The sequence below is a fragment of the Granulicella sp. dw_53 genome (genome assembly GCF_018449545.1).
Classification (GTDB): Bacteria; Acidobacteriota; Terriglobia; order Terriglobales; family Acidobacteriaceae; genus Edaphobacter.
This window is the reverse complement of the sequence record NZ_JAAVUR010000001.1, coordinates 497,734-523,060: the sequence shown is the minus strand read 5'-3', so window position 1 is coordinate 523,060 and position 25,327 is coordinate 497,734. Positions and strand designations below refer to the sequence as shown.

Below are 25,327 nucleotides of genomic sequence, written 5' to 3'. Positions count from 1 at the left end.
GTCATCCTTTCGGGTGAAGCGAGTCGGAGAGTTGCAGGGCTCGAGTGTTGTTCCCGAGTTGAAGACGTTCAAGAATCATCTCAGTGTCATATATGCACCCGCCCCATATGCCTCCGCTAGCCTGAACCAGAGCAGCCCAGAGGCGAGTATCGGCAGGCAGAGCAGGATGTGGGGCGAGATCAGGACGCGACTCTCGCAGTGAGAGACGCCTCCGCCCTTCGTCGGGAGAGAACATCTCCCCGTTCGCTTCGCCGACAAGATCGACAGTACCGTGTAGCGCCCTGCGATCGATGACGATCTCAATGACGTCACCATTCAGGACTTTACCGATAGGCCCGCCCGCGAGCGCTTCCGGCGAGACATGGCCCAGGCAAGCCCCGGTGGAGACTCCGCTGAAACGTGCATCGGTGATGACGGCAATGTGCTTGCAGTAAGGAAGCTGTTTGAGAGCAGAAGTTACTTGATAGATCTCCTGCATTCCGGCCCCGGCTGGGCCCCCACAGATAAGGACTATGACATCCCCCTCACCAAGATCGCCAGCCTTGATCGCCTGAATAGCGTCGGCCTCTGTGAGGAAGATGCGTGCGGGACCACGATGCCGATAGATCTCATTTTCATCTACAAGTGAGGGGTCAATGGATGTGCTCTTGATGACACAACCTTCAGGAGCAAGATTCCCGACAGGAAAGCAAACGGTAGCAGTGAGGCCGCGCTTACGTGCTGTATCGGCAGACATAATGACTTCGTCCGCATCGATACCATCCAGTTGGCGAAGTTGCGATTTCAGATCGCGGCGTCGAGAACTTTGCTCCCACCAGTTGAGAGACTCTTCCAAAGTCTCGCCTGTAACCGTCCTGACAGAAGTGTCAAGCAGACCAAGGTCCCGCAGATGAAGCATAACTTCAGGAACGCCTCCTGCCAGGAAGACCTGTACGGTGGCGAAGCCTCGGGGACCGTTGGGCAGCGCATCGACGATACGCGGGATTTGACGGTTGACCTGAGCCCAGTCCTCGGCGGTAGGACGTGTAAGTCCGGCAGCGTGTGCGATCGCGGGGACGTGGAGGAGGAGATTGGTGGATCCTCCGAAGGCCGCATGGATAACCATTGCGTTGCGAATGGCGGCGTCCGTCAGGATGTCGCGGGTTCCAAGGCTCAGTTGGAATAAGCGGAGCAGTGCCCGGGCAGAACGCGTGGCAGCATCAAGCCAAATTGGCTGACCGGAAGGCGCCAGCGCCGAGTGTGGAAGCGCAAGGCCTAGACCCTCTGCTACGACCTGAGCCGTGGCGGCGGTGCCGAGAAATTGACATCCGCCTCCCGGCGAAGCACACGCGCGACAGCCGATATCAGCAGCGTATTGAAGAGTGATCTGTTCCTGGGCGTATCGGGCGCCGATCGTCTGCACCTTCCCGGCATCTTCACCCGAGTCGGGCAACAACGTGACACCTCCGGGAACCAGAATGCTGGGATAGGTGCCGGAAGAGGCCAGCGCCATCATCATCGCTGGAAGCCCTTTATCGCAGGTTGCCACGCCGAGGACACCCTTACGTGTTGGCAGCGAACGCATCAATCGGCGCATAACAATAGCAGCATCGTTGCGGAAGGGAAGTGAATCGAACATACCCTCCGTACCTTGAGTGCGTCCGTCGCAAGGATCTGTGACAGCTCCGGCAAACGGAATTGCATGCTGATTGCGGAACTCCCGCGCGGCCTCCGCCACAAGAAGACCGACCTCCCAATGACCTGTATGGAAGCCCAAAGCGATCGGAGTTCCGTCGGCGGCACGCATGCCGCCATGAGTGCTGAGAATGAGAAACTCGGGATCCAGGAGTCTTGATGGTTCCCATCCCATCCCGGCATTCTGGCTTAGACCGAAGATATTGCCCGAGGGGGAAGTCAGCAGCATCTCTGGAGTAATGGGCAAAGACCCTTCGGGACCTGGGGCATGCGTCTTTACAGCTCCGAAATCGAAGCGATCGGTCTCAAGAACGGAGTTAATGTCGAACAAGGGCAAGGAGGATGGCTCCGGCGGTTTTGTATTACGTAGGTTCGGCTTGGCTGAGGTCGAATGGGCCAGCAGACTCGCTAGAGTTCGGTGAAGTCTTACGGATACACAGCATAAGCAAGCCAGAGAGCATCACGGAGAGCGACATGAGCAAAAATCCAGCGCGGGAGCTTCCGGTGCGCGCCTGCAACTCCCCCACAAGCCATGTGCCGAAAAAACCGCCCAGCGCCCCGGCGCTATTCACGGCTGCCATTACGCCAGCTGCAACATTGGACGGGACGATCTCAGGAATCATGGCAAAAAAAGGCCCATAGGGCGCATAGAGGCCACCCCCAGCAAGTATAAGACCGACGTACGCGAGCCAGAAGCTGTGGTCTGCGAGCAGGAAGGAGCCAAACAGAGCCGCACCTGCGAACAGGAGGGAAGGCCATACGAGTGATCCGCGACGCTCTGTCTTATCGGAGATATACGCTGTGATAATCATCGTAATAACGCCTAGCAAGTAGGGTACAGATGAAAGGAGACCGGTGGCTTGAATGCCGCTCGAGGAACCCTGGCGGATAATCGTGGGTAACCAGAGAACGAAGCCATAGATTCCCAAACTCCAGCAGAAATAGAGAGCGCAGAAGAGAATCACGTCGGGTCGAAACAGCGCACGTCTGAGGTTGGCAACGGGAGGAAGCTCTCTTTGCTCGCGCTCTAACTGCAGAATGATGTGTGTACTGGTCTCGTGCGAGATCCATTTAGCCTGAGAAGGTTTGTCTCGGACCAACGCGAGCCAGACGAACGCCCACAGGACAGACGGGATGCCCTCGATAATGAACGTCTTCTGCCAGCCATAGGACTGGATCAAATATCCAGTGATGGCGGACATCCACAGAATGGTGACCGGGTTGCCAAGAATCAGAAAGGTATTGGCGCGCGACCGCTCTTTCCGTGTGAACCAGTTGGTGAGAAGCAGAAGCGCGGCGGGCATGATGAGGCTTTCAGCGATGCCGAGCATAAAACGGTCAAGGGCGAGCAGCCAAAAATTTTGAATAACACCGGTGAGGGCCGCAAGAGAACCCCAAACGATAAGAGCAATGAAAATCAGGCGGCTAGCGCTACTGCGCCGTGCATACATCGCGCCAGGTATTTGAAAGATGAAGTAACCAAGAAAGAAGAGCGAGCCGAGTACAGCGGACCGCGAACCGCTGATATGGAGCGTCTGTGCCAGTCCGGCCGCCGCACCAAAGCCATAGTTAGCGCGATCAAGATAGGCAAGGCTGTACGTCACGAAAACCGCAGGCATGAGAATGAGCCAGCGTCTTCTGTGGTCTCTGCCAATGCTTGCGGGAAAGCCGGAGGTAGTCATCATGTCGCTTCTTAGTGCAGAGATGAGAGCGTCGGAACTTGAGACGACGATGGGTCAGCGAGAATGATTCACCCATGGCACAACCGTTATACCCGTATTGCAGCAAGATAGGAAATAGCCATCTTCTGCCTTGCTGAAGAGTTTTCTTGCGCGGGGTCTATTTGAGATAACCCAACAAAGTCTATTCCCCGAAAGAACATAGTTGGCGGTTCAGCATCTTTCCAATTAATACACGGAGAGATGCGAATCGAAAATACTAAGAAATGTTTACTACGAAATCCTCATGAACTAGGCACTTGTCGTTTACTCTCCAATGAGTCAATTGGGAGGATTTCGTTGGGTCTTGTTGAGATTAATCCCTTCCACATGGAAGAGTACCTTTGTTCTACTGTTTCTCTCTCTGCCGTCAAATTTGTTAGAAAAATGAAAGGAGGTTCTCAATCGATCTTGGTTCAATGTGATGACGGGAGGTTTTACGTCGTTAAGATGATAGGCAATCCACAGGGTGCGAACATACTCTCAAATGAGTTTTTGGGAAGCGCTATCGGAGCTGCCGTTGGTCTGCCCGTAACCGAAGGAAGGATCATTCACATCTCCAATAGCTTCTTGGACGGTGAACCAGAGGCTTGGTTCGAATCTCAATCCGGAAGGCGACGTCCTGATGCAGGCCTTCATTTTGGCAGCCTGCTCGTAGGTCAGCCGTTCGGTTCTGAGCGGCCAAACGAGTATTTTAGTCGCTCCAAAGTCTCGACAATCGCAAACCGTAACCGATTTCTCGGGATGTATATCTTAGATATCTGGGCAAACCATCAAGATAATCGCCAAGCTATATTCCTCCCTGGGGTGGACGGGCGATCTCAAGCGTTTTTTTTTATTGATCACGGCCATATGTTCGGAGGGCCGAATTGGATCTTCCAGGAGCGCCCGGGTGGAGCTCTTCACCTCGAAAGCTCTATCTATGACAGCTTATGGAACGACGATATCGTCTCTTCCTGGATTTCCCATTTTAGAAAAACCGTTCCCGAGGTCCTTAATAGGATCCCCTCCATCATTCCAGCGCGATGGTATAACGGAAACTTACAAAGGCTGGTAGATACCTTAACGCATCGTTTAGCACGCCTTACCGAACTCGTCGAGGCCGAGGCCACAACATCTCGACTGCTTATGCAGCGAAGTAGTGAAAATGAAAAAATGTGACTATCTAATTCTCGAATATGCTGACTCAGAACTTCGGGCACACGGAATACCCTTTATTGTGATCCTGCGTGGTCAGGATAATAATTCATGCGTGCTTACAGGATATGTTTTGCGAGGGTGGGAGACGAAGATCAGAGTGGCTTCTGATAAAGAGTTGGAGGATGTTGCAATCATTTTGGAAGATCTTCGGTATTACAGTAGAGCGGCACCGGCCTCGTCCGGTGGCCGGTTCTTTGATCGGTTGTCTTCTTTGAACGTTGGGCCGGTGCGGGAACGGGTTTCGGGTTCCTGCCATTTGGAGGAATTGGATACCGTTCTTCCGATATTTTTCGATGGAGAGATCGTGACCGTGCCCTGGCAACTGTTCTTCGATGAGTTAGCGGCTGTGGCGGGTTCGGTGGCGTAATTTGGTTGGTTTTGGTTGAGAGCTTGTCCGTTGCACTTGGCAGTTAGGTCTTTCCGCAGGCTGCGTGCAGGACTCTGGGTTTCTTCCACTCTTCGTCGGTGGCGAAGAGGACACAGCTTTGGCCTGTGTCGGTGTTCAGGCGCCAAGTGATGTTTCCCTGACGATAAAGTTGAAAGTGACCGGTGCCGGAGAAGACCATTCCGTTGGGCGGGTTGGGGTTGATTGTGTCGTTTGCGGGCGGTGTTGCGGCGTTGGCGGATTCGGGTTGGGCGGCTTGATTGGGTGGTATTGCGGATTCGACGGGCTTGGTTTCGGCGTTTTCGGTAGGGGTGGTTTCGGTTGACTCTTTGTCTTTGGTGGCTGAGGCTTTGGCGGCTGGCGGATCGTTCGAATACACGCTTCCGGTCGTGCCGGTTCGGCCAGCGTCGTAGCTGGAGTAGCCGCGGTACAGAAGTCCTACGACGATCAGGACTGCTACGATCACCAAAACGCGTCTTACCATCTTCGTTCTTCCGTTCCTGATTGGTCCCTAACTCTTTGATGCATCCTTTTGCGCATGCGCTCGGGAGATCCAATGATAGCAATGGGATAGCCTGCGTGGTGACGGTTGCAAGCAGTCTCTGTTCATCATCGCCTCTGGTGAGGCGATTCGGGGGTAGAATCTGTCGCGAACGTGGTTACTAAGTAATTACCGTTCGGCAGGGAAGTGACTGCTATAGAAGGCGATCCGAAGGAGACTTGGGTCTCGCTTTGGGAGTATCATTAATCTGTGCCGAAATACTCTATAGTCGTCCCGTTTCATAATGAAGAAAATAATGTCACGATGCTCTACGACCGGCTGAAGGCCGTGATGGAGCATGTGGGTGAGAGCTTCGAGCTGGTCTTCGTCGATGATGGCTCTCGCGACCGTACTTACCGGATGCTGGAGGAGATCGCAGCGGTCGACTCGCGCGTGCTGGTGATCAAGTTGCGGCGCAACTTTGGCCAGACTTCGGCGCTGGCAGCAGGCTTCGACCACTCGCAAGGGGAGTTTATCCTGGCGATGGATGGCGACCTGCAGCACGATCCGGATGAGATTCCCGGATTTCTAGCGAAGCTCGAAGAGGGCTACGACGTTGTCAGCGGATGGAGGAGCCAGCGCGGGGATAACTTCATCCTGCGGCGGATTCCTTCCAGTTGTGCGAACTGGCTGATGGCGACTTTGAGCGGCGTCCATATCCACGACTTTGGTACTACTTTTAAGGCCTACCGGCGCGAAGTGATCCAAAATATCCCGCTGTACGGGGAGATGCATCGCTTCATTCCGGCGCTGGCCTCCTGGTACGGAGCGAGCATCTGCGAGATTCCGATCTCGAATCCGGCGCGCGAGTTTGGCCAGAGCCACTACGGCATCTCGCGTACGTTCCGGGTGTTCTTCGACCTGCTTACGATCCGGTTTCTGCTGCGTTACATGACGCGTCCGCTGCATTTCTTCGGCAGCATCGGAGCCATGGGCGTCGTTACAGGCTCGGCCGTGGCTGCCTGGTTGCTGGTACTAAAGGTACTGACCGGACAGCACGTCATGCGCGAGCATGGACCGCTCTTCCTGGCTGCCAGCGTCTTCATACTTGCTGGGATACAGATGATCGGGATCGGCCTGCTGGGTGAGTTGCAGGTGCGTCACTTCCATACCGCTTCCCATCGCGCTCCCTATGCGGTGGACAGGATACTGCGGCTCCGCTCGGAAGAGAGCTTGATGCAGTAGGCTGGCGTCCCGCTTGGCGGGGTGCCCCCTTGCCTGCATGTAACCCGTTTGTTTGCACTGGCTTGCGCCGGCTTTGGGCTGCCAAATTCCTGCAAACAAATGGGTTACGTCCAAATATGAGAAACGAAAGCAGATAGACCCGGCTGGAAAGCCGGGTCTCCTGTTTTTCATCTCTAGTTCTATTCTATGAGTTTGGATCAAACTAACGTGCCACTTTTATGTTGATTTGAATCAGTGATTTAGGCCGTTTGGGGGCTTGACATGCGTTTTTATTGAGGAAAATGGAGAAAATAAAATAGTGATGAGATTGTGACTTCATTCCTTGCGTGGGTGATCGAGGAATGAAATGAATGGTTGGTATGGATTTTTTTGCGCCTTCTGCGTGTTGTTGTTTTATCAACGCTGACGCAGATCCCTTCGGATTTATTCCCGATCTTCCTCGCATCCGATGGACGACTGACCTGCCGCGGTCCTGCTACCGGCGTGTGAGAGACGATCACTGTTTGGAGGATGAATGAACCAGAAATTCGGGTTGAAGCCAAGTTCACTTTCCGGTGCACTTGAAACACTAGAACGGTCAAACTTAGTCGATGTCGTAGAGTTCGCCGCCCCAAAAGGTGAGATGGAGATTCCGGCAATCAATGGGGTTAGCCTCGCTTTATCGCTTTCCGATGTTTCCTGGGAGGACTCCCCGGACCGGAGGGCGCAGGACGCTGGTTCGGGTTCGGTGTCGCTCTGCCCGTTCAATCGGGCTCGAAACTTCAGGATCGGAGGCGCGGCGGAGTTTGCGGTGGTGGTGTTGCGCAATGAGACCGTGGACCAAGTGAAGCAGGAGACGCAACCGAATAGAGAAATTGAGCTTCAAGCACACGATCTGCTGGAAGACTCGATGCTGCGCCGCCTGATGAAGCTTCTAATCCATGAGAAGCGAAAGGGCTTTCCAAGTGGATTGCTTTTTCTGGACGGTATCGCCACGGCCTTGGCCAGCTATCTTGTCCGCAACTACTCTCTTACCAGACCCTTTGCCGTGGAGAAGAGCCTGTCGGGCGGGATGCCCCCCTCCATGCTGCGCCGTTGTATCGAGTTCATGGATGCTCATTTTGAGCGAGATCTTCGTTTGAGTGAGTTGGCGCAGGAGACCAAGGTCAGCACATCCCACTTGATTCGCAGCTTTCGGCAGAGCACAGGAAAGACTCCGTATCAATTTCTACTGCACCGGCGAGTGGAGCGGGCGAAGGTACTGATGCGCGATCCTCGTTCCTCCCTTACAGAGGTAGGTCTGGCGAGCGGCTTTGCCGATCAACATCATCTGGCTCGCGTCTTCCGACGAGTCACCGGAGTGACGCCGAGCAGCTATCGCCGCTCGCTCTAACATCGATTCTCGATTTCAGTTCTATCTTTATCGGTGCAGCTCTTTCTGTAACTACGGACGGGCGTTATTCTTTTTCAGGATTTGCTCCTGCCCACTCGAGTAGACGGCGCGCGCTTTCTAGCCTTTAATCGGCGCTGTAGCTGGATCCAGGACGCCTAGCTGGGCTAACACACTGGCATGATCCCAGTACAGATGCTCGCGGGCGATCTTGTTGCCTTCGAATGTGATGATGGCGACGATGCTAACCTCGACGAGTTTGCCGGTTGGAGGCACACCTGGAATAAACCAATCCATCACTCGATCGTGCGTGAATTTATAGACTGCCTCTTCGACGAGAATATTTTTTCCTGCGACTTGCGAGATTGGGATGGAGCTCATGTCGGCGGGTAACTGAGCGAGGAAGTAGTCGTGGTAATAGTTGTAGACTTCCTCCCGTCCTCTGCCTCCTGATGCGAGGGGAACCATGAGGACGTATGGATTGTCCGACATGGTGGCCAGTGAGGCTACCGCACTTTTCAGTACGAATTCGGCGTGGACGTGTTGCTGCCAGACTTCAAGTAGAGCCTGATCGACGTTCCTGGTTACTTCGTTCGCCATAACTGCTGTCTCCTTCGTGATCTGTGCGAGCCCTTGGACCTGCTGCCCGCTTCTCCATCACAACAGTTGGCGTGCAGACTGGAGTGTCCGAAACAGGCAGGACGTGGACGATCTGCTCATGAGTGCAGAGAGGCGACGAAGTATCGTCTTCAATTTCTTTATGCCGATTCGTTGATTCCAGAGCGACGAGATGATGGTCATCTTTTAGATGGATTTAAAAGGCCCAACTCTGGAATAGATCAAACCTATGGGTGTTTCGTAGAAGGAATTTCGGGAAGGTGGATTTTGTCGAGCCACCGAGCACAGATCTTCGGACTGTCTTTTTGCTTCTCTCAGGTACTGATCAGCGACACCAGTTCTTGTTCTAAATATCGATCCTCGTTTATAGCTTGGGCGTACTTGTTGTGTGGTCGCCCGCTCTCTCACGCATCGACTCCGAACATGAAAGGCCTGACCTTGAATCTCATACGAGATATAGCCTCGCTTGCGGCCTCCGTGGCACTCTGCCTCGCTGGCATTCCTTCCCTCGCACACGCACAGAGCTCCAGTCTCTCCGTCCTCCAGTCGCCGACCGTCCCAAGCGATGTGGTGTGGACCGGCACCTGGTCGGCTCCAATGCTTACTCTTCAACTTGCCAATGGCGATGGCAGTCCCAATACGCTTGCGCGGCAGACCGTACGGCAGAGTTTCCGCAGCAGCATTGCGGGAACCATGATTCGCGTTCAACTCTCGAACATCTTTGGGCTGCAGCCGGTTACGCTGAGCGATGTGCACTTTGCGAAGGCCGCTTCGGATCAGGCTATTGTTTCAGGGACAGATAAGGCTCTTACCTTCGGCGGCTTTGCCTCTGTCACGATTCCCGCAGGGCAGAGTGTGGAGAGCGATGCGATTGCCTACAACGTTGCCGCCTCTACCGACTATGCGGTCAGCATGTTCGTTCCGAATGCGATCGATCCGCAGAACGTAACTGCACACCGGCAGGCGTGGCAGCATATTTACTTTGCCGCTGGTGATGTCAGCGGCATTTCGACTATCGCCACTACCGGGTCTGTTGACAGCTATCTTTATCTCACTGGTGTGGATGTGGTGAATTCTGCCGCTACGGGAGCGGTGGTCGCACTGGGCGCTTCGATTACGGACGGAAGTAACACTACCTTTGGCGCAAATCTTCGCTGGGTCAATGACCTTGCGCTACGTCTGCAGGCAGCGGGACTTCAGGTGGGTGTGCTTGCCGCTGGACTCAGTGGAGGACACTTGCTGGATGATCAGGACTTCGGTGGGCCTTCTGCTCTGAACCGCTTTAATCGCGATGTCATCTCAAAGGCGGGTGTTAAGTGGGTGATCTCCTCCGATACGGCGATCAACGATCTGAGTTCGCACGCCGATGGTACTGGTCCGACTGCAGCTCAGCTTATTGCGGCTACTCAGCAGTTGATCGATGAGGCTCACTCCAGTGGGTTGAAGTTCCTTTGTTCTACACTCACTCCTAATGTTGGGCGACCCGCGGATCAATGGTCGGATGGCGCGGAGGCGATTCGCGAGCAGCTCAATACGTTCTATAAGAGCGCTGACAGCCACTGCGACGGCATCGTGGATCAGGATACTGCTACGCACGATCCGCAGATGCCGCTACAGTATCGTCCGTCCTTCAATAGCGGCGACTTTCTGCATCCCAACGACCCGGGAACGCAGGCGATCGCGAATGCCGTGAACCTGGGTTTCTTTACTCCTACGGGCCTGCCGCCGATCAAGGCGCCGACTCAGTGCGGTAGTTTATTACCTGGCGAAGGGATTACTCCGAATCAGCATATCGTGTCGTGTGATGGACGCTTTCAACTGTTGCTGCAGACAGACTCGAACCTGGTTCTGTCCTTCGGCAAGACGGTTCTATGGTCTTCCAATACGGCAGGGAAGAACGCTGCGGAGTTTACGTTCCTTGCGGATGGGAATGTAGTGCTTCTCGATACCACAGGCAAGGTTATCTTCCAGACGAATACGGCGGGTCTGTTGGGTACGACTTATATCGTCCAAAATGACGGGAATGTCGTGCTCTATGACGGTCCTGTGGGCGGTCCGAACAATCCTATCTACAATACGGGCACCTGCTGTCATTGATGCGTGATGGATGACCTTGTAGTCCGCCTCCGATTTCCACGTCGGGGGCGGACTATGAAGGTGCACAGGCAGACGAGCGATACTAGGGGAGCGCATATGGGCGATAGGTCCGTGTGGCTTTGAGATTCCATCTCCGAAAGGTATCAAGCTCACTATGAAGGCGATCCAGATTCTCCAGACGGGCGGCCCCGAGGTTCTCGAGGTGCGCAACATTCCTACTCCCAAGCCTGGTGCGGGTGAGGCGTTAGTAAAGACCCATGCTTGTGGGGTGAACTTCATTGACACCTACTATCGGGAGGGCCGGTATCCGGCGGAGTTGCCCTATGTGTTGGGCGAGGAGGCGGCGGGTACGGTGGCGGCGGTCGGCGATGGGGTTACGACGTTGAAGGAGGGGGACCGGGTGGCGTGGTGCAGCATTCCGGGGACGTATGCGGAGTTTGCGGTTGCGCCAGCGGACCGGTTGGTGCCAATTCCGGATGGCGTGAGTTTTGAGCAGGCGGCGGCTGCGATGCTGCAGGGGATGACGGCGCACTATCTGTCGCACTCTGCCTATCCGATTCAAAATGGCGATGAGGTGCTAATTCATGCGGGGGCGGGTGGGACGGGGCTGTTGCTGACCCAGATGGCGAAGGCTCGAGGGGCCAGGGTCTTCACGACTGTTTCGACAGAAGAGAAGGCGGAGCTCTCGCGTGGGGCGGGTGCGGATGAGGTGATCTTTTATACGAAGATGGACTTTGCCGCGGAGGTGAAGCGGCTGACGGAGGGGCGCGGGCTGGCGGTGGTGTATGACTCGGTGGGGAAGTCGACGTTCGAGCAGTCGTTGACGTGTCTGCGGCGGAGGGGGACGATGGTGCTGTTTGGTGGATCGAGCGGTGCGGTGCCGCCGTTTGATCTGGTTCGGCTGTCTACGATGGGGTCGCTGCACGTTACACGGCCCAGGGTGAAGGACTATATCGCCGAGCGGTGGGAGCTGCTGGAGCGGTCTACGGAGGTGTTGCAGGGGGTCTCGGCGGGAACGCTGAAGCTGCGGGTGGAGCATATCTATCCGCTGGCGGAGGTGGCGCAGGCTCATAGGGATTTGGAGTCGCGGAAGACTACTGGGAAGCTGATCCTGATTCCGTAGAGGTGAGGGGCTGAGGATTTTGACATCCTTGGCTGCATCCCTTCTACTTAAGGTTCAACTTATATCTTGCGGCGGTATGTGTTTGCCTGCCGTGAACTTCTACTTTTGTCCCGCGACGGAATGTTCGGGAAGCGCGGTGAGATTCGATGTCTTTTGTTTTGATTATGCCGGTTGCCGCTCGCTTTATGAAGACGGTTAGGCTGGCTCTTGTTGTGGCTGTTTTGATGTTTGGATGTGGAGTCTTTGCGCGGGCCGTCATCGTTCGCGGGACGGTTACGGATCCGCTGGGCGCGGTGGTGCGGGGTGCGCGGATTCAACTGATCCAGGGCGGCAAGGAAGTTTCGCACGGATTTGCTGGCGCGGATGGAACATTCGAGGTTCGCAGTGGGACGCAGGGCCGCTTTGTGCTGCTGACGTCGGCCCTCTCGTTTACGCCGGGGGTCAGTGCGGACTTTTATGGCGGACGGACCGATGTGGTGACGCACAATGTCACCTTGTCGGTAGCTACGGTCACTACGGCTGTCTCGGTGACTGCTACCGGGATTCCGACGCCGATCCAGCAGGTGAGCTCGGCGATCAGTCTCGTTCCGATGGCGGACTTGAGCACGCGGGTGGGGGTTGTGGATGAGCTGCGGCAATCTCTTGGGGTGGCTGTGGTTCAGACGGGGCAGACGGGTGGGGTTACTTCGCTGTTTGTGCGGGGTGGCAGTTCGACGGCGAATAAGGTGCTGATCGATGGGATTTCGGCCAACGATGTGGGTGGGGTCTTTGACTTCGGGACGGTGTCGAGTACGGGGCTTACCGGGATTGAGATGTACCGGGGGGCGAACTCGGCTTTGTACGGCACGGATGCCGGGGCGTCGGTGGTGAACTTCGTTACTCCGCGTGGCAACTCTGAACGGCCGGTGTTGAACTACTCTGGGGATGCGGGGAATTTTCATACGTGGCGGAACGAGGTGGCGCTCTCGGGGGCGCATAAGCGGCTGGATTACTACGGCGCTTATAGCCGCTTCGATACGTCGAACGCGCTGCAACGGGACCGGTACCACTCGTCGACCTCGGTTGCGAATCTGGGATATAACTTCACCACGAATACGCAGGGACGGTTCACTTTGCGGGATGGGGTGTCGGGTACTGGGCTGCCCTCGGCGCATGATTTTTATGGGATCTCTTCGGATGGAAAGCAGGCGGACCAGGACTTGTACTCGGGGCTTACGCTTGAGAATCGTCTTGGAGGGAACTGGCATAACCTGGTTCGCTACGGCATTGCGCGGAAGCGTGAGCAGCAGCATGCTTTCACGAATGTTGGGACGCCGATCACGTTCGATTTTGGCGATGGAAGTCCGTTCACGCTGTACTACGGGAATGTGGTCACGATTCGTGGAGCCAATGGATATACGGCTACGGGGCGGGCCTCGTTTTTTCTTCCGGAGCAAGACTCCGACTCGAATCGCGATGAGCTTTACTACCAGTCGGACTATACGTTTCCCTGGCATATAACGGCGCTGTTTGGCTTTCGGTATCAGAACGAACGCGGCAGTTTTGTGAGCGCGTTTTCAAGTGAGAAGATCCAGCGTACGAACTTTCAGTACACGCTGCAGTTTCAGGGGGAGATCAAGAACCGGTTCTTCTATTCGCTGGGTGGCGATGTGGAGAAGAACCATCTTTATGGCATTACGGGGACGCCGCGCATCGGACTTTCGTATGTGCCGGTGCGCCCGGGCAGAAAGTATTTTCGTGGCACCAAGATCCGCGCCAACGTTGCGACCGGGGTGCAGGAGCCGACGCTGGCGCTGGAGTTCGCCAGCCTCTACCGGCAGTTACTCAGCATCGGGGATACGGCGGATATTGCGAGGTTCCATGTAACTCCGCCGGGGCCTCAGCGCTCGCGCAGCTATGACATTGGAGTGGATCAGAACATCAAGGGAGAGAAGCTGATTTTCAAGGCAGGTTACTTCCATAATGTCTTCGATCATCAGTTGGAGGGCGTCGGTCCGGGGGCACTGGTGCAGAGCTTCGGCTACTCGCCCAACGTCGCGAATTCGGTGTTCACGCCTTATCTCAACTCGCTGGCTTTTCGCGCGCAGGGGTTCGAGACAGAGCTTCAGTATCAGCCGTTCACGCATGTCTTTTTGCGCGGCGGATATACGTATCTCGATTCTGTGGTTTTGCGTTCCTTTTCGAGCGATGCCTTCAGCAATGGGACGGCCAGCAGCAATCCCAACCTGCCCGGGGTTGCGATTGGGGCGGAGGGTCCGCTGGTTGGAGCGCGTCCGTTCCGGCGTCCGCCGCATACGGGCTTCTTTGCTGTTCAATATGCTTCTCCACGGTTCTCGGCGGCGCTCAAGGGAGCCCTGGCCAGTCGATCCGATGACTCGACCTTTCTCGATGGCTTCGATACCAACCTGGGTAATTCGCTGGTGCTGCCCAATCGAGACCTGGCCTTCGGCTATGCGAAGCTGGACTTCAATACATCCCTCGTCGTTAGCAAACACTTTATTGTTTTTACTGAGTTAGGCAATCTGCTTGGCCAACAGCATATCGGGCCCATTGGGTATCCAGGTCTGCCTATGACGTTTCGCAGCGGACTGAAGATACGGATCGGCGGTTTGTAGCCGCTGTACAGGTTTTCGGGAATATTCCTACTAAAACAGCTTCAATTACCTGTCTTTACAGGGTGTAAGTCTACGCACCCTACTACTTTTTGGTGCGTCTAATCAAGCAAGAAGGGAGTCCACATGACTCTAGTTCGAAAGTACGCTTATCTCCTGCCGGTCGCCCTGGCGGCGAGTTTGATCACTCCACTCCAGGCCCAACAGGAGGGTCCGGCTCCCACGCAGACTTTGGTTGGGGTTGACGCTAAGTCCCCGGTCATTCCTTCGGTGTCCAACACGACATTGAAGTTGAATAACCATCCTGAACCGCTTATCAGCCTCACGCGCGTCTCGCCTAGCTCCGCCCAGGTGGCGCTCTTGATCGACGACGGACTTCGCACCTCGGTGGGCAGGGAACTAGGAGCGCTGCGGAGCTTCGTGACCACGCTGCCTGCGGGCACGGAGATCTTTGTTGGGTATATGCAGAATGGCCGCGTCGTTCCTGCCCAGGGTTTTACGAGCGATTTGGCCACTGCGGCGCAGTCGTTGCGGATACCGCAGGGTTCGCCAGGGATCAGCGCAAGCCCTTATTTCTGCCTTTCGGATTTTGTAAAGAAATGGCCAGGGGAGGAGGGTGACTCGAACTCCAACCTCTCGGCTGGACCGGTTCACAAGGCACGATTTGTTCTGATGATCACCGATGGCGTCGATCCCTATAACGGGAGTACCAGCCTGCTCAACCAGAACAGCCCCTATGTCTCGGCTGCCGTCAGCGATGCGCAGACCAAGGGAATTCCGGTGTATTCGATCTACTTCTCCGATGCGGGTATTCGGGGCGGAAGGGCGAGCTTCAGCGGTCAGAGCTATCTGCAACAGGTTGCAGATGGAACCGGCGGACGCGCCTACTACATCGGCACTGGCAATCCTGTTTCCCTGGCGCCGTTCCTGACGCAGTTCCAACATGCCGTGGCTGAGACCTATGTGGCTACGTTCAACGCGCCGGCGAGCAAGAATCTGGTTCGAGTCAAGTTTGAGACGAAGCTTTCCAATACGAAGCTACGGACTCCGGAGGATGTTCGACCTGGTACGCACATTGTTGGGACTGGACAGTAATGCGCGTACCAGGATCAAATCGTTATAGGTTGTTGACGCCGGCAGCCCGATAGATCTCTTTCATGTAGCGCATGTCCCGAAGACCTTCCTCACCGGAGGTCTTCGGTGTCTGGTTCTTAAGGATGCACTCGGCCAGATGATCGGCCTCGCGGGTGAATTGCTTGGGGTCCCGCTCCGGGTTGGTCTCGTCCAGCGCTACGCGCTTGCCTTCGCTGTTGCGGTAGCTTCCGGTGAGGCGCAGGTCTTCGTATCCGAAGTTATCCATCTGCAGCCATCCCTTCGAGCAGAAGACACGGTAGTAGCCGGGCATGTCTCCTCCGTAGGTGGTGGTGCAAGAAGCGACGACACCGGACGGAAAGGTCATCGTCCAGGCGGTGTTCTCTTCCACGGTGGTGAACCTCCCGTCCTTATCGATGGTTGAGTTCGAGGCAGTAACGATTTGGGGTTCTTCGCCGGTGAGATAGCGGGCGGCGTTGAGCGAGTAGATGCCCACATCCATCAAAGGGCCGCCGCCGGAGAGCGGCTTGTCTTTGCGCCACTCGTTCTTGCCGATATTGAAGCCGTTCGCACTATTGATGGCTTGGATCTCTCCGAAGGTTCCGTCGCGGAGAAGCTTAATGGTCTTCAAGGTGAGCGGCTCGTAGTGCAGGCGGTAGGCGATCATGAGCTTGACCTTGGCGGCGTCGCAGGCCGCGATCATGGCCTGGGCGTCGGCGACGCTGGTGGACATGGGCTTCTCGCAGAGGACGTGCTTGCCGGCCTTGGCGGAGCGGATGGTGTACTCCGCGTGCATGCTGTTGGGCAGGGCGACGTAGACGGCATCGATGGCCTTGTTGCTGCGCATCGCGTCCATCTGCTCGTAGCTATAGATGGAGGAGGCGGGCACGCCGTATTGGGCGGCGATCTTCAGCGCCTTGTCGCGATGACCGCTGACCAGGCCGGTGATCTGGCAGACCGAGGAGTCTTTTACGCCGCGGAGGAAGTGATCCGCGATGCGGCCCAGGCCGATGACGCAGAAGCCTATCTTGCGTCCGGAGGCCTGTGCGAGAGCTGAGGGTACTGCCTGCGAGGCGAGTCCGAGCGCGCCAAGTTTTGCAAATTCACGCCGCGATAACGTCATATGTCTGATCTCCCGATCTTGTCAGTCTTTGAAATGCACCAACCAGGGACGAGACGTCCCATCGGGTGCATATTTCGCCCAAGCAAGCGTATCAAAAAAAGAAAGGCCCCGGATCGCTCCGAGGCCTTTCGTTTGTTTTGCGTAGGACTAGTACATGCCGTCCATGCCGCCGCCGTGCTGGTGTCCGCCGCCCGCTGCTTCCTTCTTCTCGGGGATGTCGGCGATCATCGCTTCGGTGGTGAGCATGAGGCCGGCGATGGAGGCCGCGTTCTGCAGAGCAGTACGGGTTACCTTCGTCGGGTCGATGACACCAGCAGCGACCAGGTCTTCGTAGGCGCCGGTTCCGGCGTTGTAGCCGAAGTTGGGCTCCTTCGATTCGTGGATCTTGCCGATGACGACTGCACCCTCTTCGCCGGCGTTGGAGACGATCATGCGAAGCGGCTCTTCGATGGCGCGACGGATGATGCTGGCGCCGATCTTCTCGTCGCCGTCGAGGGTCTTGATGAGGCTCTCGACCGCAGCGGTGCAACGAACCAGGGCTACGCCGCCGCCCGGGACGATGCCTTCTTCGACGGCTGCACGCGTTGCATGCATCGCGTCTTCGACACGGGCCTTCTTCTCCTTCATCTCGGTTTCGGTAGCAGCACCGACCTTGATGACTGCAACGCCGCCGACCAGCTTGGCGAGGCGCTCCTGGAGCTTCTCACGGTCGTAGTCGGAGGTGGTCTTCTCGACCTGAGCGCGAATCTCCTTCACGCGGCCTTCGACGTCGCCGTCATGTCCGCCGCCGTCGACGATGGTGGTGTTGTCCTTGTCGATGGTGACGCGCTTGGCGGTGCCGAGGTCCTCGATCTTGACTCCCTCGAGCTTGATGCCGAGGTCTTCGGTGATCGCCTTGCCGCCGGTGAGGATTGCGATGTCCTGCAGCATTGCCTTGCGGCGATCGCCGAAGCCGGGAGCCTTGACGGCCGCGACGTTCAACGTGCCACGCAGCTTGTTGACCACGAGGGTTGCGAGCGCCTCACCGTCCACATCCTCGGCGATGATGACGAGGGGCTTGGCGGTGCGGGCGATCTGCTCGAGCAGGGGAAGCAGGTCCTTCATCGAGGAGATCTTCTTCTCGTAGATGAGGATGTAGGGGTTCTCGAGGGCTACTTCCATGCGCTCTGCGTCGGTGACGAAGTAGGGCGAGAGGTAACCACGGTCGAACTGCATGCCTTCCACGACGTCGAGCTGGGTCTCCATGGTGCGGGACTCTTCGACGGTGATGACGCCATCCTTACCGACCTTCTTCATCGCTTCGGCGATGATGACGCCGATCTGCGAGTCCGAGTTGGCGGAGATGGTGCCGACCTGAGCGATCATGTCGCCGGAGACGGGCTTGGAGAAGGTGCTGAGAGCTCCGCCGACTACGACGCCGTTCTCATCGCGCTTGCCGATGATGGCTTCGACGGCCTTGTCGATGCCGCGCTTCAGGGCCATCGGGTTGGCGCCGGCGGCGACAGTCTTGACGCCTTCGCGGTAGATCGCCTGCGCGAGCACGGTGGCGGTGGTGGTGCCGTCGCCAGCTACGTCAGAGGTCTTGGAGGCGACCTCGCGGACCATCTGTGCGCCCATGTTCTCGAGCGAATCCTTCAGCTCGATCTCCTTGGCGACGGTGACGCCGTCCTTGGTGATGGTGGGGGAGCCGAACTTCTTCTCGATGACGACGTTGCGGCCCTTGGGTCCGAGGGTGACCTTTACCGCGTCAGCCAGAATGTTGACGCCACGCAGAATCGCCTGACGTGAATCTTCTCCGTGCAGAATTTGCTTTGCCATGATGATGCTCCTGTGCCGGCCTATGCCGGCGAAATTATTTGAAATGTTGCAGCACCGAGGTGCGTGTGGCTTGATGCGATAGGGTGTGGCTTACTTCTTGAGGATGCCGAGTACTTCTTCTTCGCGCATGATCAGCAGCTCTTCGCCGTCGATCTTGATCTCGGTGCCGGAGTACTTGCCGAAGAGGATGTTGTCGCCAGCCTTGACGTCGAGAGGGAATACCTTGCCCTCGTCGTTGGACTTACCCTTGCCGACGGAGATAACTTCGCCCTGCTGAGGCTTCTCTTTTGCGGAGTCCGGGATGATGATTCCGCCACGGACGCTTTCACCTTCTTCAATACGGCGAACCAGAATGCGGTCGTGCAGAGGTGTAAACGATGTTGTCGCCATTGCTTTAGCTCTCCTTGAGACAATTAGCTACGGGGTAGCCGTGATGTGGCAGACGGGGTGCCGCCTGCGGTTTTGGTGCACAACATTGGCCGCGTGATGCCTACCGGAGTCCGGGGACCCATGTTGCTGAAAATAAGATGGAAAGTGGCCCGAGGCCGGGTTCGAGTTCCGCTAATTGTTCCTTTTTAGCACTCTAGCCCTCCGATTGCTAAAGATAGCCACCTGAACTCGGCGTGTCAACTTCAATTGGATTAAATATGAGTGAATGTCACGCAGAAATTTCCCGCAGCATGAAAGTCCTGTGGCGATCCCTCGGCCGGCGCCCGAATCTTCTATGGGAACCCGGATCATCTAACAATTCATGAATATAGAAACTGTAAAACTGGGATCACAGGGCGCGACCGTTTCTCGTATGGGGCTTGGTTGCATGGGGATGAGCGAGTTCTATGGCGAGCGAAATGACGCAGAGTCAGCGGCGACGATCCTGAGATCGCTCGATATGGGTGTCACGTTTCTCGATACCTCGAACTCATATGGGCTCGGGGATAACGAGGAACTGGTCGGAAACGCCATCAAAGGACGTCGGGACGAGGTGTTTCTGGCGACCAAGTTCGGTTATCTCCGCTCCAAAGAAGACCCAACAAACCCAGGGATCGGCGGCAAACCCGAGTATGTAAAACAGATGTGTGACGCCTCATTGAAGCGGCTGGGGGTGGATTACATCGATCTGTACTACCAGCATCGAATTGACTTCGAGATCCCGGTCGAAGAGACGATTGGGGCGATGGCGGAGCTGGTAAAGGCGGGAAAGGTCAGGTATCTCGGTCTCTCAGAGGCGTCGGTGACGACGATCCGGCGGGCGCACAAGGTACATCCGATTACGGCGGTCCAGACCGAATACTCGCTGTGGGAGAGGCATGTGGAGGATGAGATTCTGCCGACGGTTCGGGAGCTGGGGATCGGTTTTGTGCCCTACAGCCCGCTGGGGCGGGGGTTTCTGACCGGCGCATACGCCAAACCGGAGGACTTTCCCAATCAGGATTCGCGAGCAGAGCGTTTCCCACGTTTCAGCCAAGAGAACTTGGATAAGAATCAGGTGCTGGTGAAGAGAGTGAGGGCGATCGCGGATCGCCGGGGCGTCAAGCCGGGTCAATTGGCCTTGGCCTGGGTGCTGGCCAAGGGAGAGGATCTGGTGCCGATCCCGGGCACAAAGCGGCGAAAGTATCTCGAGGAGAACGTGGCGGCTGTCGACATTCGATTGACCTCGAATGAGATCGCGGAACTCGAGGCTGCCGTTCCTCAGGCTGAGATCGCGGGGGGCCGATATGCTCAGGCGGGCCTGGCGCTGATCGACCGGTAATATCCTTCCTGTCGGCTCGACGTTGGAGATTCGATCCGCTGGCCCCTTTCTTTTGGGGCCAGCGGATTTTCCGGCGGGGTAGATGCCGGAGGGCTGCAGATTCTTCGACAGGCGGCGTAGAATGTCAGACATGCGTTGCACTCGTATTCTTGGATTGCCTCTGATTTTGGTGTTCTGCCTCTCCTTTGCCTCGCCGAAGCTGGTTCTCGGCCAGGACGACCAACCAGTGCGCCGCGGCCGGAAGTATAAGGCTCCGCCTGAGACCTCGCATATTGAGGTTCTCGTAACTAAGAAATCCAATGGCAAGCCGATTTCGAACGCAGCCGTCGTCTTCAATCCTTCCAAAGATGGCAAGGATATTGGCAGCCTTGAGGTGAAGACCGATCCCGAGGGCAAGGCCACCATCGACGTGATACCGACGGGCAGCACCGTTCGGGTACAGATCATCGCGAACGGTTACGCTACGTTTGCGGAGGACTATGTGGTGGCCGAGCCAAACCGGCAGATCGCCGTCGCGATGTTGCGTCCGCAGGAGCAGATCTCAGCGTACGAAGAGAATCATGGCAAGTCCTCTGGCCGCAAGGCTGGTGTGCAGGAGCCGGTGAAGCCGACGTCTCCTGCGACCTCTGCCAAGCCCGGCACGACGGCGGCACCCACTGCGCCAGCAACGATGACTCCTACTCCGCAGGCCTCTCCGGCTGCTCCCCCACAGTAGCCCGCGGATGACACTTCCGCTGGCAGGGAAGACTGTACTTGTCACTGGAGCGGCGAAACGCGTCGGCCGGTCGATTGCGCTCTCGCTGGCGAAGGCCGGCGCTAACGTTGCCATTACGTATCTGAAGTCACAGCCCGAGGCAGAGAATACCGTTCGAGAGTTGGCCGAGTCTGATGTCGAGGCTTTGGCGATTCGTTGCGACCTGCGCAATCCTGAGGACATACAGCAGACGATGGCGTCGGTTATCGAGCGCTTCGGGGGGATCGATTTACTCGTCAATAACGCGGGGATGTTCGGTTCGGCGGCGCTGGAGGATATCCAGGTCGAGCAGTGGGATGAGATGTACGCCACGAATACACGCGCTCCCTTTCTGATGGCGAAGGCGGCTCATCCTTATCTGCGGGCGGTGCGCGGTCGCATCGTCAACCTTGGATCTCTCGGCGGCGTACACCCGTGGGCCACTCATGCGCACTACTGCACCTCCAAGGCAGCGATGCATATGCTCTCGCAGACGATGGCCAAAGCCTGGGCGCCGGAGATCAGCGTGAACTGCGTTGCGCCGGGCATGATCGTAAACGGAGAGGTTGGAGCGGCGTATGAGCGGTTCGCGCTCAAGACTCCTATGCAGCGCAACGGGACGGGTGAGGATGTGGCGGCTGCCGTGCTCTTCTTTGCTACCGCTCCCCACTTCATTACGGGGCAGTTTCTTGCGGTCGATGGGGGCCTGGGGCTGTAGTGTCTTAGGGGAGCGGCGCTAGCGGCTGAATAGCTTGCGCCACCAGCTCTTCTCCTGGAGATCCTCATAGACGTGTAGAGGTTCCGCCTGGGAAGCCAGAGGCTTGCCCATAAAGACCGCGAGTGGATTGCCGATGCAGAGCGCGTGGGCGTAGTCCGATCCGTACCTTTCGGCGATCAACTCATACGCTTCGCGCATCTTTGGAGGGCGCGAGGTGGTGTTGTGGGCGTCGGTCGCGATGAAGTGGACCCAGCGGTCGGCCAGGAGCTGGTGGGCCATGCGCTGCGCCTGCTTGCCCATGTGGCCGAGCACGGAGCCGGCCGTCACCTGGATGAGGAGACCGCCACGGATCCACTCCACCATACGACGTTTATCGGATTGAAGGGTCGGGTTGCGTTCGGGGTGGGTCAGGATCGGGGTGAGCCCGACGACCTGGAGCTGGTAGTAGGTCTCGGTGAGTGCGTGCGAGATGCCGAAGTCAGGAAGCTCGACCAGAAGATAGCCAAGACCGTTGATGCTGAAGCGGGAAGGGTCGGGTTTTATCTCCTGGATGTTGTCGTAGGAGAGATGAAAGTCGCATCCACGGCCCAGCTTGAGGTCGATGCCTTCCTCATTGAGCTTCTGTTGCAGTTTCTCGATCTTTTCCGTTATCTCTTGCGGGTCGTAGAGGTAGTGGCTGTTCGCGTGGGGGGTGCACACCACATGCGTAATACCGTCTGCTACGGCCACCCGCGCCATTGCAACCGACTCTTCCAGATTTCTGGACCCATCGTCCAATCCCCACAACAGGTGATGATGAATATCAACCATACCAGGGTTAGGGTACCACCGTCACAGCGCTTCAGGGGTGTTATGAAAGGCCAGCGATGGCGCTCTTACTGCGCAGCAACGAGGCTTTGAACCATGGACTGGAAGAGCAGAAGACCGTCGGCAGAGCCTAAAAGACGCTCGCTGGAGCGGTCCGGGTGGGGCATCAGACCGAGCACGTTGCGGCCTTCGCTGAGGATGCCAGCGATGTTCTCGAGGGAGCCGTTCGGATTGGCAGCCGGGGTGATCTCACCCTCCGGAGTAGCGTAACGGAATGCGATGCGATCCTCGGCTTTGAGCTTGGCAAGGGTCTCTGCATCGCAGAAGTAGTTGCCGTCCATGTGTCCGATGGGCATCTGCAGGACCTGGCCGCGGGAGAGGCCGTGTGTGAAGGGGGAATCGGCGGTCTCGGTGCGCAGAAAGGTCTGCTTGCAGATGTAGTTCTGGCCTGCGTTGCGCATGAGCGCGCCAGGGAGGAGTCCAGCCTCACATAGGATCTGGAAGCCGTTACAGATGCCCAGGACGAGTCCGCCGTTCCTGGCAAACTTTGAGACGGATTGCATGACGGGCGCGAACTTGGCGATCGCGCCGGTGCGCAGATAGTCGCCATAGGCGAATCCGCCCGGGACGAGGATGGCATCGCAGCCTTGCAGATCTGCCGAGGCGTGCCAAAGGTAAGTGACCGGCTGCCCGGCGATCGCATCGACCACATGGTGGGTATCGTGGTCACAGTTCGACCCTGGAAAGACCAGAACGCCAAATTTCATGGTCTCAGAATATCATTTTGGCTATTCAAATACCGGCGCGTAGATGGCATAGCCGCGGGGCGGGGCAGGGAACTCTGCGTTTCCATCGCCGTCTGTGGTCCGCTCGTCGGGGTGAGCTACCTCGTCGTGACCATCCCACGCGACGGGGACGAACCTCTGGTTGGCCCACTGCGTCTTGACCGAGGTTCCCGACCACTGATCGCCCAGGTTGTTGAGTACATAGATCAATCCCACCTGTTCGACCTTCTCGTCCTTCCAGCCGATGCGCTGCATGATGTAGAGGTCCGGGTCCGCATGGAGGATCTGCGAGTCACCACCAGCGTATTTCTGGTGCGCCTGGATCAAGGCGTCGATCCCATTGGGCGTTCCGGGGCGGGCGAGACCGTTGTTGTAGTAGTCGTACCAGAAGATACAGGGGTAGCCTTCGTGAACCATGATGAACGAGTAGGCCATCAGCTTGTCGTTCACAATGACGTTGTCGCCCATGTCGTGATTGTCCACGAAGGTTGCGGCGTGCATGGGACGCTTCATGACGACGGCGCCGCCATCGGTCAGGTTGCGTAGATCGTAGTTGGGAGTATCGCAGACGTCCTTCAGCTTATAGCGTAGGGGAAAGTCGAAGGCGGCGATCTGATTGTCGGTCATATCGTTGACCTTCGCCAGCCAATCATCGATATCTTCGGTGCCGGACCAGAGCTCGGCTACGACGTAGGGGCTGAAGTCCGCGCCATCCTTGACGTAGCGGTACTTGGAGAGGACGCCGATCATCCATGAGCCGAAGCCCTTTGCGAAGTCGAAGCGAAATCCATCGAAGCCAAGTTCCTCGATCAGCATGCGCGCGTAGTTGAACAGCTCCGTGTAGACGACCGGGTTGCGATGGCAGAGGTGCGGGAAGCCGGCGAAGTTTTCGCCTTCGATCATTACCTGCTCATAACGGCTGGGATGGAAGCAGTTCCAATCGCGTGGGAAGCGTCCGCTCTTGGGAGCGAACTTGGTCCAGCGCTTTTGTCCGTCGAGCGGGTTGATCTCTTCCTCGTCTGCGCCGGAGTTGTGATTGATGACCATGTCGGCGTACAGACCGATGCCGTTGGCATGGGCCTTGGCGATGAGCGCCTCCAACTCGGCGCGATTGCCGAACCAGGTCTTGACGCCGCCCTTCTGGTCGAAGTCGCCGAAGTCGAAGTAGTCGTAGGGGTCGTAGCCGTTGGTGTTATTGTTGGCGGCCTTCGAGACGGGCGGGAGCCACAAGGCGTTGATGCCCGCTTTGCCCAGCTCTTCCACCTTCTCGGCGAGAAAGTTCCACCATTCATGCTCCTTGTTTTCGTGCTTGGGAGCGTCCCAGTAAAAGGCCTGCATCATGACTGCCATATAGTTCGGGTTCTCTTGTCTTTCTTGAGATATCGGCGCATCTGTGAGGCGCTATCTGCATCGTAGAAATAGTGGTGAAATATCAGGATTCGTTTCGTTTGATGCGCGGCGAAAGATGCAGGTGGTATGAACGATAAAGAGCTTGGTCTCACATCGTCTTCGGAGAAGGTCCATCCACTGAAGACCGTGGGTGGTGCGCTGATCGGCTGGTGGAGAGCCGCGACGCTCGATGCCCTGATCGTCGGCGTCCTGTGGTTCGTGGGGCTGGAGCTGATCGGGGTGCCGCTCGCTCCGTTGTGGGCTTTCCTGGGGGCTTTGCTGCAGTTTATCCCCACGTTCGGGGGGATGATCGCATTGATCGGGCCGGTACTCGCTGTGTGCTTCAGCGGCCGGGACTACTGGCATCTGGGTCTGGTGCTGGGCCTCTTTGGCCTTATCGCTGTCCTGGAGGGCCTGGTCATCGGACCCTACGTCCTGCATCGCACGACGAAGGTGCCATGGTGGGCTGCGTTCCTTGGACCGATCGTGTTGGGTATCGTGATTCCATTCTGGGGCGTCTTGCTTGCTCCTCCGCTGCTTGCGATTATCTTCGCCTTTCGCAGACCCACGCCGCAATGATTTGCAGGCGA

22 protein-coding genes are annotated in these 25,327 nt (G+C 57.0%); 12 read left to right on the top strand and 10 right to left on the bottom strand.

Annotation, left to right across the window (positions count from 1 at the left end; genetic code table 11):
* Position 1 precedes the first annotated feature (1 nt).
* Together HB393_RS02285 and HB393_RS02280 are read right to left on the bottom strand one after the other, a co-directional pair.
* Positions 2–2,011 (bottom strand): YjhG/YagF family D-xylonate dehydratase, encoded by a 2,010-nt coding sequence (locus tag HB393_RS02285; RefSeq protein WP_275951532.1) that lies wholly within the window; start codon positions 2,009–2,011, stop codon positions 2–4.
* 25 nt (positions 2,012–2,036) lie between these two features.
* On the bottom strand, positions 2,037–3,359 hold the full coding sequence (locus tag HB393_RS02280; RefSeq protein ID WP_213803507.1) for an MFS transporter: 1,323 nt from the start codon (positions 3,357–3,359) through the stop codon (positions 2,037–2,039).
* Between the two features lie 333 nt (positions 3,360–3,692).
* Between HB393_RS02280 and HB393_RS02275 the strand changes: the two genes are divergently transcribed.
* Together HB393_RS02275 and HB393_RS02270 are read left to right on the top strand one after the other, a co-directional pair.
* Positions 3,693–4,553, top strand: coding sequence for a HipA family kinase (locus HB393_RS02275; protein WP_213803506.1), 861 nt, complete (start codon positions 3,693–3,695; stop codon positions 4,551–4,553).
* Complete coding sequence (locus HB393_RS02270) at positions 4,540–4,959, top strand: hypothetical protein (protein ID WP_213803505.1); 420 nt, start codon at positions 4,540–4,542, stop codon at positions 4,957–4,959. Before HB393_RS02275 ends, HB393_RS02270 begins: the two co-directional genes overlap by 14 nt.
* Before the next feature lie 43 nt (positions 4,960–5,002).
* Here the strand turns inward: HB393_RS02270 and HB393_RS02265 are convergent, their stop codons facing one another.
* Entirely contained in the window at positions 5,003–5,461 is a 459-nt protein-coding gene (locus HB393_RS02265) for a hypothetical protein (protein ID WP_213803504.1), read from the bottom strand.
* A 267-nt stretch (positions 5,462–5,728) separates the two neighbouring features.
* On the opposite strand from HB393_RS02265, the gene HB393_RS02260 reads away from it, so the two are divergent.
* Positions 5,729–6,703 carry a glycosyltransferase gene (locus tag HB393_RS02260; protein ID WP_213803503.1) on the top strand — a complete coding sequence of 325 codons (975 nt, stop codon included), beginning with the start codon at positions 5,729–5,731 and terminating at the stop codon, positions 6,701–6,703.
* Between the two features lie 514 nt (positions 6,704–7,217).
* Entirely contained in the window at positions 7,218–8,075 is an 858-nt protein-coding gene (locus HB393_RS02255) for an AraC family transcriptional regulator (RefSeq protein WP_213803502.1), read from the top strand.
* Between the two features lie 117 nt (positions 8,076–8,192).
* Here HB393_RS02255 and HB393_RS02250 read toward each other — a convergent pair whose 3' ends face one another.
* Positions 8,193–8,672, bottom strand: coding sequence for a hypothetical protein (locus tag HB393_RS02250; protein ID WP_213803501.1), 480 nt, complete (start codon positions 8,670–8,672; stop codon positions 8,193–8,195).
* 456 nt (positions 8,673–9,128) lie between these two features.
* On the opposite strand from HB393_RS02250, the gene HB393_RS02245 reads away from it, so the two are divergent.
* From HB393_RS02245 to HB393_RS02230, 4 genes are all read left to right on the top strand, one after another.
* Entirely contained in the window at positions 9,129–10,787 is a 1,659-nt protein-coding gene (locus tag HB393_RS02245) for an SGNH/GDSL hydrolase family protein (protein WP_255550714.1), read from the top strand.
* 154 nt (positions 10,788–10,941) lie between these two features.
* Complete coding sequence (locus HB393_RS02240) at positions 10,942–11,910, top strand: quinone oxidoreductase (RefSeq protein ID WP_213803499.1); 969 nt, start codon at positions 10,942–10,944, stop codon at positions 11,908–11,910.
* 146 nt (positions 11,911–12,056) lie between these two features.
* Positions 12,057–14,525, top strand: coding sequence for a TonB-dependent receptor (locus HB393_RS02235; protein WP_213803498.1), 2,469 nt, complete (start codon positions 12,057–12,059; stop codon positions 14,523–14,525).
* A gap of 123 nt (positions 14,526–14,648) precedes the next feature.
* Positions 14,649–15,617 (top strand): hypothetical protein, encoded by a 969-nt coding sequence (locus HB393_RS02230; protein WP_213803497.1) that lies wholly within the window; start codon positions 14,649–14,651, stop codon positions 15,615–15,617.
* Between the two features lie 22 nt (positions 15,618–15,639).
* Here HB393_RS02230 and HB393_RS02225 read toward each other — a convergent pair whose 3' ends face one another.
* The 3 genes from HB393_RS02225 to HB393_RS02215 all read right to left on the bottom strand — a co-directional run bounded on the left by HB393_RS02225 (position 15,640) and on the right by HB393_RS02215 (position 18,945).
* Entirely contained in the window at positions 15,640–16,737 is a 1,098-nt protein-coding gene (locus HB393_RS02225; protein ID WP_213803496.1) for a Gfo/Idh/MocA family oxidoreductase, read from the bottom strand.
* Positions 16,738–16,884: 147 nt separating this feature from the next.
* Complete coding sequence (gene groL, locus HB393_RS02220) at positions 16,885–18,558, bottom strand: chaperonin GroEL (RefSeq protein WP_213803663.1); 1,674 nt, start codon at positions 18,556–18,558, stop codon at positions 16,885–16,887.
* A gap of 87 nt (positions 18,559–18,645) precedes the next feature.
* Positions 18,646–18,945 (bottom strand): co-chaperone GroES, encoded by a 300-nt coding sequence (locus HB393_RS02215; RefSeq protein WP_213803495.1) that lies wholly within the window; start codon positions 18,943–18,945, stop codon positions 18,646–18,648.
* A 361-nt stretch (positions 18,946–19,306) separates the two neighbouring features.
* On the opposite strand from HB393_RS02215, the gene HB393_RS02210 reads away from it, so the two are divergent.
* From HB393_RS02210 to HB393_RS02200, 3 genes are all read left to right on the top strand, one after another.
* Positions 19,307–20,305: an aldo/keto reductase gene (locus HB393_RS02210; RefSeq protein ID WP_213803494.1), complete on the top strand. Its 999-nt coding sequence runs from the start codon at positions 19,307–19,309 to the stop codon at positions 20,303–20,305.
* Positions 20,306–20,426: 121 nt separating this feature from the next.
* Positions 20,427–21,020 (top strand): Ig-like domain-containing protein, encoded by a 594-nt coding sequence (locus HB393_RS02205; protein ID WP_213803493.1) that lies wholly within the window; start codon positions 20,427–20,429, stop codon positions 21,018–21,020.
* A 7-nt stretch (positions 21,021–21,027) separates the two neighbouring features.
* Positions 21,028–21,756: an SDR family oxidoreductase gene (locus tag HB393_RS02200; RefSeq protein ID WP_213803492.1), complete on the top strand. Its 729-nt coding sequence runs from the start codon at positions 21,028–21,030 to the stop codon at positions 21,754–21,756.
* 18 nt (positions 21,757–21,774) lie between these two features.
* Here HB393_RS02200 and HB393_RS02195 read toward each other — a convergent pair whose 3' ends face one another.
* The 3 genes from HB393_RS02195 to HB393_RS02185 all read right to left on the bottom strand — a co-directional run bounded on the left by HB393_RS02195 (position 21,775) and on the right by HB393_RS02185 (position 24,698).
* Positions 21,775–22,566, bottom strand: a complete 792-nt coding sequence (locus HB393_RS02195) for a CpsB/CapC family capsule biosynthesis tyrosine phosphatase (RefSeq protein WP_213803491.1) — start codon at positions 22,564–22,566, stop codon at positions 21,775–21,777.
* 65 nt (positions 22,567–22,631) lie between these two features.
* On the bottom strand, positions 22,632–23,330 hold the full coding sequence (gene purQ / locus HB393_RS02190; protein WP_213803490.1) for a phosphoribosylformylglycinamidine synthase subunit PurQ: 699 nt from the start codon (positions 23,328–23,330) through the stop codon (positions 22,632–22,634).
* A gap of 21 nt (positions 23,331–23,351) precedes the next feature.
* Complete coding sequence (locus HB393_RS02185) at positions 23,352–24,698, bottom strand: alpha-amylase domain-containing protein (protein ID WP_213803489.1); 1,347 nt, start codon at positions 24,696–24,698, stop codon at positions 23,352–23,354.
* Between the two features lie 126 nt (positions 24,699–24,824).
* Between HB393_RS02185 and HB393_RS02180 the strand changes: the two genes are divergently transcribed.
* Entirely contained in the window at positions 24,825–25,316 is a 492-nt protein-coding gene (locus HB393_RS02180) for an AI-2E family transporter (protein WP_213803488.1), read from the top strand.
* Positions 25,317–25,327 lie beyond the last annotated feature (11 nt).

Excerpts from the sequence above, each read along its gene's own strand:
- HB393_RS02200 (WP_213803492.1), top strand. The coding sequence starts at position 21,028 with ATGACACTTCCGCTGGCAGGGAAGACTGTACTTGTCACTGGAGCGGCG.
- HB393_RS02250 (WP_213803501.1), bottom strand. The coding sequence starts at position 8,672 with ATGGCGAACGAAGTAACCAGGAACGTCGATCAGGCTCTACTTGAAGTC.
- HB393_RS02240 (WP_213803499.1), top strand. The coding sequence starts at position 10,942 with ATGAAGGCGATCCAGATTCTCCAGACGGGCGGCCCCGAGGTTCTCGAG.
- HB393_RS02230 (WP_213803497.1), top strand. The coding sequence starts at position 14,649 with ATGACTCTAGTTCGAAAGTACGCTTATCTCCTGCCGGTCGCCCTGGCG.
- HB393_RS02235 (WP_213803498.1), top strand. The coding sequence starts at position 12,057 with ATGTCTTTTGTTTTGATTATGCCGGTTGCCGCTCGCTTTATGAAGACG.
- HB393_RS02225 (WP_213803496.1), bottom strand. The coding sequence starts at position 16,737 with ATGACGTTATCGCGGCGTGAATTTGCAAAACTTGGCGCGCTCGGACTC.
- HB393_RS02210 (WP_213803494.1), top strand. The coding sequence starts at position 19,307 with ATGAATATAGAAACTGTAAAACTGGGATCACAGGGCGCGACCGTTTCT.
- HB393_RS02180 (WP_213803488.1), top strand. The coding sequence starts at position 24,825 with ATGAACGATAAAGAGCTTGGTCTCACATCGTCTTCGGAGAAGGTCCAT.
- HB393_RS02255 (WP_213803502.1), top strand. The coding sequence starts at position 7,218 with ATGAACCAGAAATTCGGGTTGAAGCCAAGTTCACTTTCCGGTGCACTT.
- HB393_RS02280 (WP_213803507.1), bottom strand. The coding sequence starts at position 3,359 with ATGATGACTACCTCCGGCTTTCCCGCAAGCATTGGCAGAGACCACAGA.
- purQ (WP_213803490.1), bottom strand. The coding sequence starts at position 23,330 with ATGAAATTTGGCGTTCTGGTCTTTCCAGGGTCGAACTGTGACCACGAT.
- HB393_RS02195 (WP_213803491.1), bottom strand. The coding sequence starts at position 22,566 with ATGGTTGATATTCATCATCACCTGTTGTGGGGATTGGACGATGGGTCC.
- HB393_RS02270 (WP_213803505.1), top strand. The coding sequence starts at position 4,540 with ATGAAAAAATGTGACTATCTAATTCTCGAATATGCTGACTCAGAACTT.
- HB393_RS02215 (WP_213803495.1), bottom strand. The coding sequence starts at position 18,945 with ATGGCGACAACATCGTTTACACCTCTGCACGACCGCATTCTGGTTCGC.
- HB393_RS02265 (WP_213803504.1), bottom strand. The coding sequence starts at position 5,461 with ATGGTAAGACGCGTTTTGGTGATCGTAGCAGTCCTGATCGTCGTAGGA.
- HB393_RS02185 (WP_213803489.1), bottom strand. The coding sequence starts at position 24,698 with ATGGCAGTCATGATGCAGGCCTTTTACTGGGACGCTCCCAAGCACGAA.
- HB393_RS02205 (WP_213803493.1), top strand. The coding sequence starts at position 20,427 with ATGTCAGACATGCGTTGCACTCGTATTCTTGGATTGCCTCTGATTTTG.